Source organism: Alteromonas oceanisediminis, assembly GCF_018474025.1.
GTDB classification, from domain to species: domain Bacteria; phylum Pseudomonadota; class Gammaproteobacteria; order Enterobacterales; family Alteromonadaceae; genus Alteromonas_E; species Alteromonas_E oceanisediminis.
On sequence record NZ_JAHCTA010000009.1, the window covers coordinates 100312 to 114433 of the forward strand.

20 protein-coding genes are annotated in these 14122 nt (G+C 46.9%); 19 read left to right on the forward strand and 1 reads right to left on the reverse strand.

Annotation, left to right across the window (positions count from 1 at the left end; all coding sequences use genetic code 11):
• Positions 1-205: 205 nt before the first annotated feature.
• From KIU71_RS15155 to rplQ, 19 genes are all read left to right on the forward strand, one after another.
• Positions 206-1861, forward strand: a complete 1656-nt coding sequence (locus KIU71_RS15155; protein ID WP_214132141.1) for a S8 family serine peptidase — start codon at positions 206-208, stop codon at positions 1859-1861.
• Between the two features lie 197 nt (positions 1862-2058).
• Complete coding sequence (locus tag KIU71_RS15160; RefSeq protein WP_214132142.1) at positions 2059-4053, forward strand: S8 family serine peptidase; 1995 nt, start codon at positions 2059-2061, stop codon at positions 4051-4053.
• Positions 4054-4718: 665 nt separating this feature from the next.
• Positions 4719-5087, forward strand: a complete 369-nt coding sequence (gene rplN, locus KIU71_RS15165) for a 50S ribosomal protein L14 (RefSeq protein WP_214132143.1) — start codon at positions 4719-4721, stop codon at positions 5085-5087.
• 12 nt (positions 5088-5099) lie between these two features.
• Positions 5100-5414 carry a 50S ribosomal protein L24 gene (gene rplX, locus KIU71_RS15170; RefSeq protein WP_214132144.1) on the forward strand — a complete coding sequence of 105 codons (315 nt, stop codon included), beginning with the start codon at positions 5100-5102 and terminating at the stop codon, positions 5412-5414.
• Between the two features lie 18 nt (positions 5415-5432).
• Complete coding sequence (rplE, locus tag KIU71_RS15175) at positions 5433-5972, forward strand: 50S ribosomal protein L5 (RefSeq protein ID WP_214132145.1); 540 nt, start codon at positions 5433-5435, stop codon at positions 5970-5972.
• Positions 5973-5981: 9 nt separating this feature from the next.
• Positions 5982-6287, forward strand: coding sequence for a 30S ribosomal protein S14 (gene rpsN, locus KIU71_RS15180; RefSeq protein ID WP_214132146.1), 306 nt, complete (start codon positions 5982-5984; stop codon positions 6285-6287).
• 12 nt (positions 6288-6299) lie between these two features.
• Complete coding sequence (gene rpsH, locus KIU71_RS15185; RefSeq protein WP_214132147.1) at positions 6300-6692, forward strand: 30S ribosomal protein S8; 393 nt, start codon at positions 6300-6302, stop codon at positions 6690-6692.
• 13 nt (positions 6693-6705) lie between these two features.
• A complete protein-coding gene (gene rplF, locus KIU71_RS15190) occupies positions 6706-7239 on the forward strand; it encodes a 50S ribosomal protein L6 (protein WP_214132148.1) in 534 nt (177 codons plus the stop codon).
• 12 nt (positions 7240-7251) lie between these two features.
• A complete protein-coding gene (gene rplR, locus KIU71_RS15195; RefSeq protein ID WP_214132149.1) occupies positions 7252-7605 on the forward strand; it encodes a 50S ribosomal protein L18 in 354 nt (117 codons plus the stop codon).
• A gap of 9 nt (positions 7606-7614) precedes the next feature.
• Positions 7615-8115: a 30S ribosomal protein S5 gene (rpsE, locus tag KIU71_RS15200; RefSeq protein WP_214132150.1), complete on the forward strand. Its 501-nt coding sequence runs from the start codon at positions 7615-7617 to the stop codon at positions 8113-8115.
• A 6-nt stretch (positions 8116-8121) separates the two neighbouring features.
• Entirely contained in the window at positions 8122-8301 is a 180-nt protein-coding gene (gene rpmD / locus KIU71_RS15205; RefSeq protein ID WP_214132151.1) for a 50S ribosomal protein L30, read from the forward strand.
• 3 nt (positions 8302-8304) lie between these two features.
• A complete protein-coding gene (gene rplO, locus KIU71_RS15210; RefSeq protein WP_214132152.1) occupies positions 8305-8739 on the forward strand; it encodes a 50S ribosomal protein L15 in 435 nt (144 codons plus the stop codon).
• Positions 8740-8744: 5 nt separating this feature from the next.
• The gene (gene secY / locus KIU71_RS15215; RefSeq protein WP_214132153.1) at positions 8745-10064 is read left to right on the forward strand and encodes a preprotein translocase subunit SecY; all 1320 of its coding nucleotides are present in this window, start codon (positions 8745-8747) and stop codon (positions 10062-10064) included.
• A gap of 37 nt (positions 10065-10101) precedes the next feature.
• Positions 10102-10215 carry a 50S ribosomal protein L36 gene (gene rpmJ, locus KIU71_RS15220; RefSeq protein ID WP_013343810.1) on the forward strand — a complete coding sequence of 38 codons (114 nt, stop codon included), beginning with the start codon at positions 10102-10104 and terminating at the stop codon, positions 10213-10215.
• Between the two features lie 153 nt (positions 10216-10368).
• Complete coding sequence (rpsM, locus tag KIU71_RS15225; RefSeq protein ID WP_214132154.1) at positions 10369-10725, forward strand: 30S ribosomal protein S13; 357 nt, start codon at positions 10369-10371, stop codon at positions 10723-10725.
• A 13-nt stretch (positions 10726-10738) separates the two neighbouring features.
• On the forward strand, positions 10739-11128 hold the full coding sequence (rpsK, locus tag KIU71_RS15230; RefSeq protein ID WP_214132155.1) for a 30S ribosomal protein S11: 390 nt from the start codon (positions 10739-10741) through the stop codon (positions 11126-11128).
• Positions 11129-11152: 24 nt separating this feature from the next.
• Complete coding sequence (rpsD, locus tag KIU71_RS15235; protein WP_214132156.1) at positions 11153-11773, forward strand: 30S ribosomal protein S4; 621 nt, start codon at positions 11153-11155, stop codon at positions 11771-11773.
• A gap of 20 nt (positions 11774-11793) precedes the next feature.
• Positions 11794-12783 (forward strand): DNA-directed RNA polymerase subunit alpha, encoded by a 990-nt coding sequence (locus tag KIU71_RS15240; RefSeq protein ID WP_214132182.1) that lies wholly within the window; start codon positions 11794-11796, stop codon positions 12781-12783.
• A 41-nt stretch (positions 12784-12824) separates the two neighbouring features.
• A complete protein-coding gene (gene rplQ / locus KIU71_RS15245) occupies positions 12825-13226 on the forward strand; it encodes a 50S ribosomal protein L17 (RefSeq protein ID WP_214132157.1) in 402 nt (133 codons plus the stop codon).
• Positions 13227-13304: 78 nt separating this feature from the next.
• On the opposite strand, the gene KIU71_RS15250 is transcribed toward rplQ, so the two are convergent.
• Complete coding sequence (locus tag KIU71_RS15250) at positions 13305-14105, reverse strand: hypothetical protein (protein WP_390881917.1); 801 nt, start codon at positions 14103-14105, stop codon at positions 13305-13307.
• Positions 14106-14122 lie beyond the last annotated feature (17 nt).

The following is a 14122-nucleotide window of genomic DNA, read 5'->3' on the forward strand; positions in this document are numbered from 1 at the left end:
TATAATTTAACGCTCTGAATTAGTTGCCCTGCCCGTAAACACTGACTTTCAATATAACTGTGTAAATAAAATTATACATAAATGTTAATAGTATGTTTAAACTTGCCTGTTAATTAGGGCACATGGTTTGCTATACCTGTTATTCCATCGGAATAAGCACCGACAGAGTGCGCGATGGTTTCTTTACATAACAGGAATAAATCAAATGATAAATATTACAACAAGAAAGGTCGCAAAGGGTGTTTTAGCGACTTCATTGACGTTAATTGCGTGTGCCGTCAGCGCAGCAAACAATGAGCCGAAGGAAGTGCGCTCAACATCGTCAGACACACACAACGCAACGAAACACGAGTTGGTACAGCTGTTTTCTTCAGAAGCAACCGAGCAACGTTACATTGTAACCTTTAAGCAGAATCAAAGCACACACGCGGCTGGTGCAGAAAAGCAACAATCGATGGATAGTGCTTCAGACAGCGAAGAGCGCGCTGTTGGTTTTGATGCTGAAACGGCAAAAAGTACGTTGAGTCGCTATGGTGCAACAGTGCACAAAGTATTAGCGCCTCAGGGAATGGTTTCCGCTTCAATGGGTAAGAAGATTTACAACCAATTGTTAGCTGATCCAGCAATAGAAAGCGTATCGACTGACTCTCGACGCTATTTAATGGCACAAAATACACCGTATGGATTCAATATGGTGCAAGCGAATCAGTTTTCGCAAAATGATACGCAAGCTCGAAAAGTCTGCATTATCGACACCGGATATAATTTAGGTCACCCGGATTTACCTGATCAGAACGATGGTGTTTCAGGGAACGCAAATAATAGTGCGGTAGGTAACTGGTACAACGACGGCAATGGCCACGGTACGCATGTAGCCGGTACCATCGGAGCTTTGAACAATTCCTCGGGCATAGTGGGTGTTTACCCAGGTGTAGATATGCACATCGTCAAAATTTTTGATGACAATGGTGAATGGACCTATGCGTCAAATATCATCGATGGTGTCAATCAATGCCAAAGTGCTGGGGCTAATGTCGTCAATATGAGTCTCGGCGGGGGCAGTTCATCGAATGCAGAACGTAATGCCATGGATCAGTTCAACGCGAATGGCATTTTGTTGGTCGCTGCGGCTGGTAATGACGGAAATAGCTCGTTGTCTTATCCTGCATCTTATGACGCAGTGATGTCTGTAGCGGCGGTTGGTTCAAATGAAAGCCGGGCATCCTACTCACAGTATAATAGTCAAGTTGAGATCGCCGGTCCTGGCTCAGCGGTCTATTCCACTTATCCTACAAACACTTACGCGACATTGAGTGGTACGTCGATGGCGACACCCCATGTTGCAGGCGCTGCAGCGTTAGTGTGGAGTTTCTTCCCACAATGCACAAACTCGCAAATTCGCACCGCGTTAAACGTCACTGCAAAAGACAAAGGCAGTGCTGGCCGCGATAATTTCTATGGCCATGGGATTGTTAAGGCTGCCGATGCCTACAGCTACCTGAACAATAATGGGTGCGATGGAAGTGGCGGTGGCAACGGCGGTGGTGGCGCCGGTGTCGAGCCGGTATCTGGGCAACTTAATAACTTGTCAGGTAATCGCAATAGTTGGAAGCGTTACACGTGGGATGTTCCAGCGGGTGTGCAGACTATGCGCATAGAGATTTCTGGTGGAACGGGCGATGCTGATTTGTATGTTAACTTAGGCTCACAGCCTGAAACCAACCGCTATGATTGTCGCCCTTATAGAGAAGGTAACAATGAAGTTTGTACCTTTGATGCGCCATCAGACGGTACATGGCATATCGGTATTCGAGCTTACAGTAGTTACAGCGGCGTCACGATGACCTATAGCTACGAATAGACGCAAACTGGTAATACTCGATAAAAAGCGACCTTTCGAGGTCGCTTTTTGATTTTAGAAGCGGTAGCGTTGCCAACAATGAGCGACCACGCAACACGGGTTAGTTATTGTTAAGGATACGCATAGATAGGTTATCCAATTGGTCTTTGTTCAAAAGGGAGTATATTCAAAGGCTAGGTGAAATGAGGTAGTCCATTATGTTTGTCCCTTCTCGAAAAGCTGTTGCGGCAGCGTGCGCTTCAGCAGCGATGGTTATTAGTGCTTCCAGTGTTATTGCTGAAGAAGTTGACCCAAATAGTAAAGCTAACGCGCAGTCATTTGAAACTGCATTTAATCAACTGTTCTCAATACGCGCAGAAAGCCAGCGTTATATCATTCGTTTTAAACAAACCGCCAGCGATCTACACGCGGTCAATCAAGGTTTAACGACAAATTCCTCAGACAGCACAACAGCACACAGTACGCTTCAGCAAACGTCTTCGCTGTTAGAATCTTTAGGCGCTAAAATGCACGTAATGGTGGCGTCGCAGAACATGATTGCCGCGACATTGAGTAAGCAGGCATTGACGCTGTTGCAAAGCGACAAGAACGTGTTAAGTATAACGCCTGATGTACAGCGCGAACTATTGGCACAGAGTACTCCCTTCGGCTATAACATGATCCAGGCAAATCAGGTGGTTCAAAGTGATCCTAGTTTGCAAACTGTGTGCGTCATTGATTCAGGTATTAGCAGAGGTCACCCCGACTTACCCAATCAAAACAATGGACTCACGGGAGAGGCCAACAATAATCAGGTGGGCGAATGGTTCACCGATGGCGATGGTCATGGAACGCACGTTGCTGGAACCATTGCGGCATTGGACAATAGCTACGGTTCAGTAGGCGTGTTTCCCGGTGTCAATTTGCATGTGGTCAAAATCTTTAATGATAATGGCAAATGGACATGGGCCTCTAACCTGATTTCAGGTATAACTCAGTGCCAACAAGCCGGTGCGAAAGTCGTTAACATGAGTTTGGGGGGCGCCAGCCCAAATGGCGCTGAACGTGCGGCGATGGATCAGTTTAAAGCCGATGGTATGTTGCTGATTGCTGCTGCAGGGAATGATGGAGACTCGAGTTTCGGCTATCCAGCTTCCTACGACTCGGTCGTTTCTGTTGCAGCAGTCGATTGGCGTGGTGATAGAGCTTCCTACTCGCAGTACAACAACCAAGTAGAGTTGGCTGCACCAGGCTCTGCCGTATTATCAACCTATGGAGCCAGTGGGTATGTCAAGCTATCGGGGACTTCCATGGCCACGCCGCATGTCTCAGGGGCAGCAGCGCTCGCATGGAGCTTTTACCCACAATGTACCAACGACGAAATTAGACAAGCCCTTAATGCCACCGCACTTGATAAAGGCACAACAGGCCGTGACGTTAACTACGGTCATGGCATTGTGCAGGTGAAAGATGCGATCCAGTACCTCGAAACGAATGGTTGCGCCGCTGACGACGGCAGCCAAGGGGGTGGAGGCGAAGAAGGCGGTGGCGAGGAAAGTGTTGATCCTGTTCATGTGGAGCTGGGCGCACTGTCAGCCTACACAGCAAACACATGGAAGCGATTCAACTTTAACTTACCGGCTGGCGCAAAAAATTTACAGGTCGAAACAAGCGGAGGTTGGGGCGAAGCTGATTTGTATGTGCAAAGAAGTGGTGCACCGGATTTAACTAATTTTGATTGTGAATCAAAGTCCTACCGCAACAGCGAGATCTGCACATTTGACGCGCCAGATTCGGGAGAATGGCATATCGGTGTTTATGCTAGAAATAAAGCGTTCTCTGGTGCACTGCTCAGCTACTCTTATGAGTTCGAAGAAGACGAAAGCAATTTGGAACCCGTTCACGTTGAAATAGGAGCTGTGACATCTTACACAGCAAACACGTGGAAACGTTTCAGTGTGTCTGTACCAGCGGATGCACAAAATTTTACTGTGAAGACCCGCGGCGGTTGGGGAGAGGCTGACCTTTACTTGCTCCGGGATGGTCAACCTGCGCTAGCTAATTTCGACTGTTCTTCTCGCTCATACCGCAACGACGAAACCTGCGTAATTAACACGCCAGAGGCTGGAGAGTGGCATATCGGCGTCTTCGCACGAAACAGAAGTTTCTCAGGTGCTGTTCTCAGCTACTCTTACGACTTCAAAGTGCCATAAAACGCATAGAGTCGCCCACTCAGTCAAGTGGGTGACTCACCCTAACGTCGTCCGGCTCTGTTAATCTACGTTAATTGCACAGAGCCATCGAGCGACCAGTCCAATCGTACCTGATATTAAGATGATTCCAACCAGCACAGCGGTTAGTACCCACAATGGAACCGTTGATACTGTGCTCATGAAAATGAACAGAAGCGCGGTAACGCCTCACACTATGCAGATAGCTTTTTCTAATAGCGATGAAGATTTGATGGAAAATATCACAATTCAACCTCAAACTAGCAGGAACACTCCTGCGCCGCTAACCTGCTCGATGTCATTTAACGTTATTTCTCGCATCTCATATTGCATGATAAGCATCCTGTGAAGTTGGTTGCTATCCGATTGATAACCCCAATAATACTAATACGAAGTAAGGACTTATCCACTGGCCTGTTGAACAGAAAAGTCTCCCAATAGCGCCATGACGATTGCTTAAAATTAATTCAAATATCAGCTATCTCTCCCCGTAGTTTTCTGTTATAGTTTCGCGCCCTTTTTATGGGGTATGGTTAAAATTTGGCTAGCCTTGTCGACATTGTTATTACTAACGGTATACACGAGCGGTCAGTTTTTAGCAGCTTTAGTGGCTCGGGAGAGTCGTAATTTAACAGCGGAGCACTAACATGATCCAAATGCAAACTAACCTGGATGTTGCCGACAACAGCGGCGCTCGCAGGGTTCAGTGTATTAAGGTTCTTGGTGGCTCGCATCGCCGTTATGCACATATCGGTGACGTCATCAAAGTTACGGTCAAGGAAGCAATTCCTCGTGGCAAAGTGAAAAAAGGTGACGTTCTGAATGCAGTGGTGGTGCGTACGAGGAAAGGCGTTCGTCGTCCAGACGGTTCAACTATCCGTTTTGATAACAACGCAGCTGTGTTGTTGAACAACAACAAGCAACCTATTGGTACGCGTATCTTTGGTCCGGTTACCCGTGAGCTTCGTGGCGATTCGTTCATGAAGATTATCTCATTGGCCCCAGAGGTACTATAAGGAGTCACGATAATGGCTAATAAAATTCGTCGTGATGATGAAGTAGTCGTATTGGCAGGTAAAGACAAAGGCAAGCAAGGTAAAGTATTGCGTGTTCTTGCGTCTGAAGACCGTGTCATTGTAGAAGGTGTGAACATCATCAAGAAGCATCAAAAGCCAAACCCACAAGTGGGTGACGCTGGCGGCATTATTGAGAAAGAAGCATCAATTCACGTTTCAAATATCGCGTTAGTTAACCCGGCGACGGGCAAAGCTGACCGTGTTGGTTTCCGTTTCGAAGACGAAAAGAAAGTACGTTTCTTTAAGTCGAACGGCGAACTCGTTTAATATTAATTGGAGAGTACGATGGCGAAACTGCATGATTTCTATAAAGAAACAGTAGTAGCTGAACTTGCGAAGCAGTTCGGGTACCAAAGCGTCATGCAAGTCCCTCGGATTGAAAAAATCACTCTAAACATGGGTTTAGGTGAAGCTGTAGCTGACAAGAAGGTGCTTGAGAATGCTCAAGCTGACATGACTGCAATTGCAGGTCAGAAGCCGATTGTTACTGTAGCGCGCAAATCTGTAGCGGGTTTTAAAATCCGTGAAGGTTATCCGATTGGCTGTAAAGTAACCCTGCGCGGCGAGCGTATGTGGGAATTCCTTGAGCGTTTAATCTCAATTGCAATTCCTCGTATCCGTGACTTTCGTGGTTTAAACCCGAAGTCATTTGATGGCCGTGGAAACTATAGCATGGGCGTTCGTGAGCAAATTATCTTCCCTGAAATCGATTTCGATAAGGTAGATAAGGTACGCGGTATGGATATTACTATCACTACTAGTGCAAATACGAACGAAGAAGCGCAAGCATTACTGACTGCGTTTAACTTCCCGTTTAAAAAGTAAGGTAGGGTTATGGCAAAAGAATCAATGAAAGCTCGCGAAGTAAAGCGTTCTAAGCTAGTTGCTAAGTACGCCGAAAAACGCGCAGCATTAAAAGCGATTATCAGCGATGTTAACGCCTCTGATGAAGAGCGTTGGGATGCTGTTCTGAAGCTACAATCATTACCACGTGATTCGTCTAAGTCGCGTCAACAAAATCGTTGTCGCATCACTGGCCGTCCTCACGGGTTCCTTCGCAAATTTGGTCTAAGCCGCATTAAGCTTCGTGAAGCTGCTATGCGCGGTGAAGTCCCTGGCCTTAAAAAAGCCAGCTGGTAAGGGGTAGCTGATATGAGTATGCAAGATCCTATCGCGGATATGTTTACCCGCATTCGTAACGGCCAAATGGCACAGAAAGTTTCTGTTCTTATGCCTTCATCTAAACTTCGTACTGCGATTGCCGCCGTATTGAAAGAAGAAGGGTATATCTCAGACTTCGCTGTCACTGGTGATGTTAAGCCGACCCTAGAAGTGACACTTAAGTACTTCGAAGGAAAGCAAGTAATCGACACAATCGAACGTGTAAGCCGTCCAGGTCTGCGCATCTATAAGAAAAAAGATGAGCTACCAAAAGTATTGGGTGGATTAGGCGTTGCTATCGTGTCTACTTCAAAAGGTGTGATGACTGATCGTGCAGCGCGTAAAGCGGGCATGGGCGGTGAGATCATCGGTTATGTAGCGTAACGGGAGAAGTAGAATGTCACGTATAGCTAAAGCACCAGTCGACGTTGTATCAGGCGTAGAAGTTTCTATCGCCGGTCAACAGGTCACTGTTAAAGGTAAAAACGGTTCATTGACCCGTGTATTCAACGACGCAGTTGAAGTTGTTCAGGAAGAACAGCAACTGAAAGCTCTACCACGTGATGGCGTTGCAAATGCAATGGCCCAAGCCGGTACAGCTCGTTCATTGTTGAACGCAATGGTAATCGGTGTAACTGACGGTTTTGAGAAGAAGTTACAGTTAAACGGTGTTGGTTACCGTGCGCAAGCACAAGGTAAAAAACTGAACCTAACACTCGGCTTCTCACACCCTGTAGTTTATGAAATGCCTGAAGGTATTTCTGTTGAAACTCCTAGCCAAACTGAAATCGTCGTAAAAGGCGCTGACAAGCAGGTTGTAGGACAGGTTGCAGCTAACATTCGTGGATACCGTCCACCAGAGCCTTACAAAGGCAAAGGTGTTCGTTACTCTGACGAAACCGTTCTGCGTAAAGAAGCTAAGAAAAAGTAGGTGGGTGATTCGATGGATAAGAAAACAGCTCGGATACGTCGCGCCACGCGCGCACGTAAGAAGATCAGTGAACTGGCCGCGCATCGCTTGGTAGTTAACCGTACACCTCGCCACATATACGCACAGTTAATCGCGCCTAGCGGTTCTGAAGTATTGGCAGCGGCTTCTACTCTTGAAGCAGACCTTAAGAAAGGTTTGAAATCAACGGGTAATGCAGAAGCAGCAGCGGCGGTCGGTAAAGCAATTGCTGAGCGTGCGATTGAGAAAGGCGTTAAAGACGTTGCTTTTGATCGTAGCGGTTTCAAATATCACGGTCGTGTGAAAGCATTGGCTGATGCGGCTCGCGAAGCCGGCCTTCAGTTCTAGGAGTTTATAATGGCTAAAGTAGAAGTTCAAAACGGTGAACTGTTAGAAAAGCTCATTGCCGTAAACCGTGTATCAAAAGTAGTTAAAGGTGGTCGCATCTTTAGTTTCACTGCTTTGACCGTGGTAGGTGATGGCAATGGCCGCGTAGGTTTCGGTTACGGTAAAGCACGTGAAGTGCCTGCTGCAATCCAGAAAGCTATGGAAAAAGCACGTCGCAATCTTGTTGACGTTGACTTAAACGGCAATACATTACAGCACCCGATTAAAGGTCGTCACTCTGGCTCAAAAGTTTACATGCAGCCTGCATCTGAAGGTACCGGTATTATTGCTGGTGGTGCGATGCGCGCAGTATTGGAAGTAGCTGGTGTACAGAACGTCCTTTCAAAATGTTACGGCTCAACAAACCCAATCAACGTGGTTCGTGCCACGATCAATGCTCTGGTAGAGATGAATTCTCCAGCGCAGGTCGCCGCGAAGCGTGGATTGTCTGTTGACGAAATTTTGGGGTAATCAGACATGGCAACGTTAAAAGTCAAACAAACGAAAAGTGCGATTGGTCGTTTGCCTAAACATAGAGCCACTTTGACTGGCTTGGGTTTAGGTAAAATCGGTCGCGTCCGTGAGTTAGAAGATACCCCTGCCGTTCGCGGCATGATCAACCGTGTTCAATACATGGTTGAGATAGTGGAGGAGTAACAGATGCGTTTAAATACTCTTGCTCCTGCTCCAGGGGCGAAAAATTCTGGTAAGCGTTTGGGCCGTGGTATCGGTTCTGGTTTAGGTAAGACTGGTGGCCGTGGTCACAAAGGTCAAAAAAGCCGTTCAGGCGGTACCGTTAAGCCAGGGTTCGAAGGCGGACAAATGCCAATCCAACGCCGTTTGCCGAAGTTCGGTTTTACGTCACGTGTGAGCATGGTTTCTGACCAAGTTACACTGGCTGAAATCGCTAAGGTAGAGGGTGACACTGTTTCTGTTGAAACTTTAAAAGCTGCTGGGCTGGTTAAAAAGCACATTCAGTTCGTTAAAGTGATGAAGAGCGGTGACATCTCTCGCGCGGTAACGGTAAGTGGCGTAAAGGTTTCAAAAGGTGCGCGTGAAGCGATTGAAGCTGCCGGCGGTAAAGTAGAGGAATAAGCTAGATGGCTAAACCAGGATTGGATTCAGGCGCGAAAGGCGGTTTGAGCGAGCTTAAATCAAGATTGTTGTTCGTATTCGGTGCGATCGTTGTATTTAGGCTTGGCTCGTATGTGCCGATCCCTGGTATTGACCCCGCTGTGTTGGCTCAATTATTTGAGCAGCAAAAGGGTACTATCGTAGAAATGTTCAACATGTTCTCTGGTGGTGCGCTTGAGCGTGCGTCAGTACTAGCCCTGGGCATCATGCCTTACATTACAGCTTCGATTATTATGCAACTATTGTCGGTGGTTCACCCGCCGATGATTGAGCTTAAAAAAGAAGGTGAGGCAGGCCGTCGCAAAATCAGCCAATACACGCGTTATTTAACGTTGGTATTGGCGACATTCCAGTCTATTGGTATTGCGACTGGTTTACCCAACCTGATCCAGGGTTTGGTAATTGCGCCAGGCTTCGGCTTTTATTTTACAGCGGTAGTGAGTCTAGTGACGGGAACGATGTTCCTGATGTGGCTAGGTGAGCAAATTACTGAAAGAGGTATTGGTAACGGTATCTCAATTTTGATTTTTGCTGGTATTGTTGCCGGTTTGCCAACTGCGATTGGTCAAACTGCGGAACAAGCGAGACAAGGTGAGATTAACCTACTGTTCTTATTGTTGATTGGTGCAATTGTATTAGCTCTCACATACCTAGTGGTGTTTGTTGAGCGTGCACAGCGCCGTATCGTGGTAAATTATGCTAAGCGTCAGCAGGGCCGTAAGGTGTTCGCTGCGCAAAGCACGCATTTACCATTGAAGGTCAACATGGCAGGTGTTATTCCACCTATTTTTGCCTCCAGTATCATTCTGTTCCCTGGCACTATTGCCAGTTGGTTCGGACAAAATGAATCGACAGCGTGGTTAGCCGACGTAGCGTTATTGCTATCGCCAGGCCAGCCATTGTACGTAATGCTTTATGCAGCGGCGATTATCTTTTTCTGTTTCTTCTACACGGCGTTGGTGTTTAACCCGCGTGACACAGCAGATAACTTGAAGAAGTCCGGCGCGTTCATTCCTGGTATTCGCCCGGGTGAGCAAACGTCTCGCTATATCGATAAGGTAATGACTCGCCTCACATTAGCTGGTGCGCTCTACATAACCTTTATTTGTTTAGTGCCTGAATTCATGTTGATCGCTTGGAATGTTCCATTCTATTTCGGCGGTACATCACTACTGATTATCGTAGTGGTTATCATGGACTTTATGGCACAGGTGCAGACTCATTTGATGTCACATCAATATGATTCTGTTCTGAAAAAAGCCAATCTGAAGGGCATCGGCCGCTAAGGTCGAGTCTGATGATTGCGTACTACGGAGTGATGTAATGAAAGTTCGTGCATCCGTTAAAAAGATGTGCCGTAACTGCAAAGTCATTAAGCGCAACGGTGTTGTGCGTGTGATCTGCAGTGAGCCTAAGCACAAGCAAAGGCAAGGCTAATCAACGCGGCGTTCAGTTTTCTTTGCGTGGTAACAGCGATTGTGCCACGCATGTTAACAGAGACTTTACGCCTAAAATTGCAATTTAGTCGGCGGGTAAGTATCCTATCGGGCTTTTTAGGCCGCTGACATTTAATTAAGAGGAGTGCTGTTAATGGCCCGTATCGCTGGCATTAACATTCCTGAACACAAGCATGCCGTTATTGCTATTCAAGCAATTTTCGGTATCGGTGCTACTCGTGCGAAAAGCATTTGTGCATCGGCTGGTGTTACAGAATCTACCAAGATCAAAGATCTTGATGAAACTACAATTGATAAACTACGTGACGAAGTGGCGAAATTCACTGTTGAAGGTGATTTACGTCGTGAAGTCTCAATGAGTATCAAACGTTTGATGGACCTAGGTTGCTTCCGTGGTATACGCCACCGTCGTAGCTTGCCTCTACGTGGTCAGCGCACCAAAACGAATGCGCGTACCCGTAAAGGTCCTCGTAAACCTATTAAGAGATAACGGGGAGTAAGTTATGGCTAAAGCACCAGCTCGCGCGCGTAAACGCGCCAAGCGTCAGGTCGCAGACGGAATGGCTCATATCCATGCGTCTTTCAACAATACAATTGTGACAATAACAGATCGCCAAGGTAACGCTTTGGCATGGGCAACTTCAGGTGGTTCTGGTTTCCGTGGTTCACGTAAATCTACACCATTTGCTGCTCAGGTAGCAGCTGAGCGCGCAGGCGTTGCAGCACAAGAATACGGTCTGAAAAACCTTGAAGTGTTTGTTAAAGGTCCAGGTCCAGGCCGTGAGTCTGCGATCCGTGCACTGAATGCTACTGGGTACAAGATCACAAACATTACCGATGTGACACCTATACCTCACAACGGTTGTCGTCCACCGAAAAAACGTCGCGTTTAATCGACGGACAGCAGGAGAAAGATCATGGCAAGATATTTGGGTCCAAAACTCAAACTTAGCCGTCGCGAAGGGACAGACTTGTTCCTTAAGAGCGGCGTTCGCGCAATCGATTCTAAATGTAAGATCGATCAACCGCCTGGTCAGCATGGTGCCCGTCGTGGCCGTTTGTCTGACTATGGTGTGCAATTGCGTGAGAAGCAAAAAGTACGTCGTATGTATGGCGTATTGGAAAAGCAATTCCGCAACTATTATAAAGAGGCGGCTCGCTTAAAAGGCAATACAGGTGAAAACTTGTTGCAACTTCTTGAACAGCGTCTAGACAACGTCGTTTATCGCATGGGTTTTGCAAGCACGCGCTCTGAAGCTCGTCAGCTTGTGAGCCACAAAGCTATTCTTGTTAATGGCAAAGTGGTTAACATCCCATCGTTCAACGTGAAAGCTGAAGATGTGGTGTCTGTTCGTGAGAAAGCGAAGAAGCAAGCACGTATCGTGGCAGCACTAGAACTTGCTGACCAACGTGAAAAGCCAACGTGGATTGAAGTTGATAACTCTAAAATGGAAGGTACGTTTAAGCGCGTTCCTGAAAGAACAGACTTATCTGCAGAGATAAACGAACAGTTGATCGTCGAACTTTACTCTAAGTAAAGTGTAACTAAAGGGGATACATTGTGGGTTCTGTAACTGAATTCCTTAAACCAAGATTGGTTGAAATCGAGAACGTTTCTCCAACGCGCGCGAAAGTCACACTGGAGCCGCTAGAGCGTGGCTTTGGCCACACTTTAGGTAACGCGTTACGTCGTATCTTACTCTCTTCTATGCCGGGTTGTGCCGTCACAGAAGTTGAGATTGATGGTGTTCTACATGAGTACAGCACTAAAGAAGGCGTGCAGGAAGACGTCATCGAGATCTTGCTAAACCTTAAAGGTTTGGCCGTTAAGCTTGAAGGTAAAACTGAAGCAACGTTGACCTTGGTGAAATCTGGAGCGGGCCCGGTAACGGCTGGTGACATCCAGCACGACGGTGATGTTGAAATCGTCAACCCAGAGCACTTGATCTGTACGCTTACGGGCGACACTGAAATCAGCATGCGTGTGAAGGTTGAGATGGGCCGTGGTTATGTTCCAGCGGCAACGCGTCGTTCCTCTGAAGAAGATGATCGCCCAATTGGTCGTTTATTAGTTGACGCATCGTACAGCCCAGTTGAGCGTATTTCATACGCGGTTGAAGCTGCACGTGTTGAGCAACGCACTGATCTCGATAAGCTTATTATCGACATGGAAACTAACGGTACTTTGGATCCTGAAGAAGCAATCCGTCGTTCTGCAACCATTCTGGCTGAACAGCTAGATGCGTTCGTAGAATTGCGTGATATGTCAGAGCCAGTAGCGAAAGAAGAGAAGCCGGAATTCGATCCGATTTTACTTCGTCCTGTTGATGACTTAGAGCTTACCGTACGTTCTGCGAACTGCTTGAAAGCGGAAGCTATCCAATACATAGGTGACTTAGTACAGCGCACCGAGGTTGAGTTGTTAAAAACGCCTAACCTGGGTAAAAAATCGCTTACTGAGATCAAAGATGTGCTCGCATCCCGTGGTCTATCTCTAGGCATGCGCCTAGAAAACTGGCCGCCAGAGAGCATCGCTGAAAGAGATTGATCAGACGCTAAAACGTCCGATTTTTAGAGAAGGATAAAACTATGCGCCATCGTAAAAGTGGTCGTCAGTTGAATCGCAACAGTAGCCACCGCCAAGCTATGTTTAAAAACATGGCTGGTTCATTGGTTAAACATGAAGTGATTAAAACGACATTGCCGAAAGCGAAAGAATTACGTCGCGTTATCGAGCCGTTAATCACCCTTGCTAAGCAAGACAGCGTTGCAAATCGCCGTTTAGCTATGGCTCGTACAGGTGATAAAGAAGTAGTCGGTAAATTGTTCAACGAACTTGGCCCGCGTTATGACACGCGCCCAGGTGGCTATATCCGCATTTTAAAGTGTGGTTTACGTGCTGGTGACAGCGCGCCTATGGCTTACGTTGAATTAGTAGACCGTCCTGTTGTTGAAGACACTGAAGAAGTGGTTGAAGCAACAGAAGAGTAAGAAATTACTTTGAACAACAAAAAACCCGGTGAAAGCCGGGTTTTTTGTTATTAGTTAACAGATATTGTGAGTTGATGACTAATCTATCGCGCGGGCAATTTCGTCTTCGGTTGCGCCGCCTTTGCGCGCTGAGGCTCTGAGCTGCTCTGTGTTAACACCACGGTTTTCAGCCGTTTCGATAATCCGCACAATTTGTTCACGCTGGGTTGACGACTCTCTCACGGCCGTTTCCACAACCGACTCTGCTTCGTCAGGAAACATGGCCAGAAGGCCGTCGACGATATACTCGCCCACGTAAGGTACTGCGGAAATTGCGGTGCGTAAAATTTCAACCATGTCATTGGGATGCTCTTTAGACAGGGTTTGTACAATTCTGTCCGCCGAATCAGGTTCTGTCATCACTGCGACACGTACGATATCTTGCAACTCTTCAGGCGTTGTATTGGCTGCCGCCGTGACGACAAAGTTCACGTAACTGGGCTCGGCAATAATGGCGAGTTCAACAATTTTAGGGCACTCACTCACATCCTTTTCTATCGCTATTTTAACGATTTCTTCGGTTGCCATCGGTTGAGCAGATATCGCAGAGTAAATGATTTCTTTGTATTTCTCAGGGTAAGTGTCAAGAGCAACACTCACAATATTGGTTATTTCTTGGGGGTAATGGCTGGCGATGGACTTTATAGCACGCCCTAAGCTGGCGTTGTTTTCCATCTGTCGCTTAATAAATGACGCTTTTAAAGCGCGGCCGGCCTCGTCCGCGTTAACGACTTCAACTGGCTCAACAGCAGGAACAGGCTCAATAGCATGTACATCAGAAATCTGTACCAGATTCGCTACACTCGCAAAACTGATGACGGTAAAAATACTCAACGACATGCGCATATATACTACTT

Excerpts from the sequence above, each read along its gene's own strand:
- rplX (WP_214132144.1), top strand. The coding sequence starts at position 5,100 with ATGGCTAATAAAATTCGTCGTGATGATGAAGTAGTCGTATTGGCAGGT.
- rplE (WP_214132145.1), top strand. The coding sequence starts at position 5,433 with ATGGCGAAACTGCATGATTTCTATAAAGAAACAGTAGTAGCTGAACTT.
- KIU71_RS15155 (WP_214132141.1), top strand. The coding sequence starts at position 206 with ATGATAAATATTACAACAAGAAAGGTCGCAAAGGGTGTTTTAGCGACT.
- rpsH (WP_214132147.1), top strand. The coding sequence starts at position 6,300 with ATGAGTATGCAAGATCCTATCGCGGATATGTTTACCCGCATTCGTAAC.
- KIU71_RS15160 (WP_214132142.1), top strand. The coding sequence starts at position 2,059 with ATGTTTGTCCCTTCTCGAAAAGCTGTTGCGGCAGCGTGCGCTTCAGCA.
- rpsD (WP_214132156.1), top strand. The coding sequence starts at position 11,153 with ATGGCAAGATATTTGGGTCCAAAACTCAAACTTAGCCGTCGCGAAGGG.
- rplN (WP_214132143.1), top strand. The coding sequence starts at position 4,719 with ATGATCCAAATGCAAACTAACCTGGATGTTGCCGACAACAGCGGCGCT.
- rplF (WP_214132148.1), top strand. The coding sequence starts at position 6,706 with ATGTCACGTATAGCTAAAGCACCAGTCGACGTTGTATCAGGCGTAGAA.
- rplQ (WP_214132157.1), top strand. The coding sequence starts at position 12,825 with ATGCGCCATCGTAAAAGTGGTCGTCAGTTGAATCGCAACAGTAGCCAC.
- rpsK (WP_214132155.1), top strand. The coding sequence starts at position 10,739 with ATGGCTAAAGCACCAGCTCGCGCGCGTAAACGCGCCAAGCGTCAGGTC.
- rpmD (WP_214132151.1), top strand. The coding sequence starts at position 8,122 with ATGGCAACGTTAAAAGTCAAACAAACGAAAAGTGCGATTGGTCGTTTG.
- rpsN (WP_214132146.1), top strand. The coding sequence starts at position 5,982 with ATGGCAAAAGAATCAATGAAAGCTCGCGAAGTAAAGCGTTCTAAGCTA.
- rpsE (WP_214132150.1), top strand. The coding sequence starts at position 7,615 with ATGGCTAAAGTAGAAGTTCAAAACGGTGAACTGTTAGAAAAGCTCATT.
- secY (WP_214132153.1), top strand. The coding sequence starts at position 8,745 with ATGGCTAAACCAGGATTGGATTCAGGCGCGAAAGGCGGTTTGAGCGAG.
- rpsM (WP_214132154.1), top strand. The coding sequence starts at position 10,369 with ATGGCCCGTATCGCTGGCATTAACATTCCTGAACACAAGCATGCCGTT.
- rplO (WP_214132152.1), top strand. The coding sequence starts at position 8,305 with ATGCGTTTAAATACTCTTGCTCCTGCTCCAGGGGCGAAAAATTCTGGT.
- rpmJ (WP_013343810.1), top strand. The coding sequence starts at position 10,102 with ATGAAAGTTCGTGCATCCGTTAAAAAGATGTGCCGTAACTGCAAAGTC.
- KIU71_RS15250 (WP_390881917.1), bottom strand. The coding sequence starts at position 14,105 with ATGTCGTTGAGTATTTTTACCGTCATCAGTTTTGCGAGTGTAGCGAAT.
- rplR (WP_214132149.1), top strand. The coding sequence starts at position 7,252 with ATGGATAAGAAAACAGCTCGGATACGTCGCGCCACGCGCGCACGTAAG.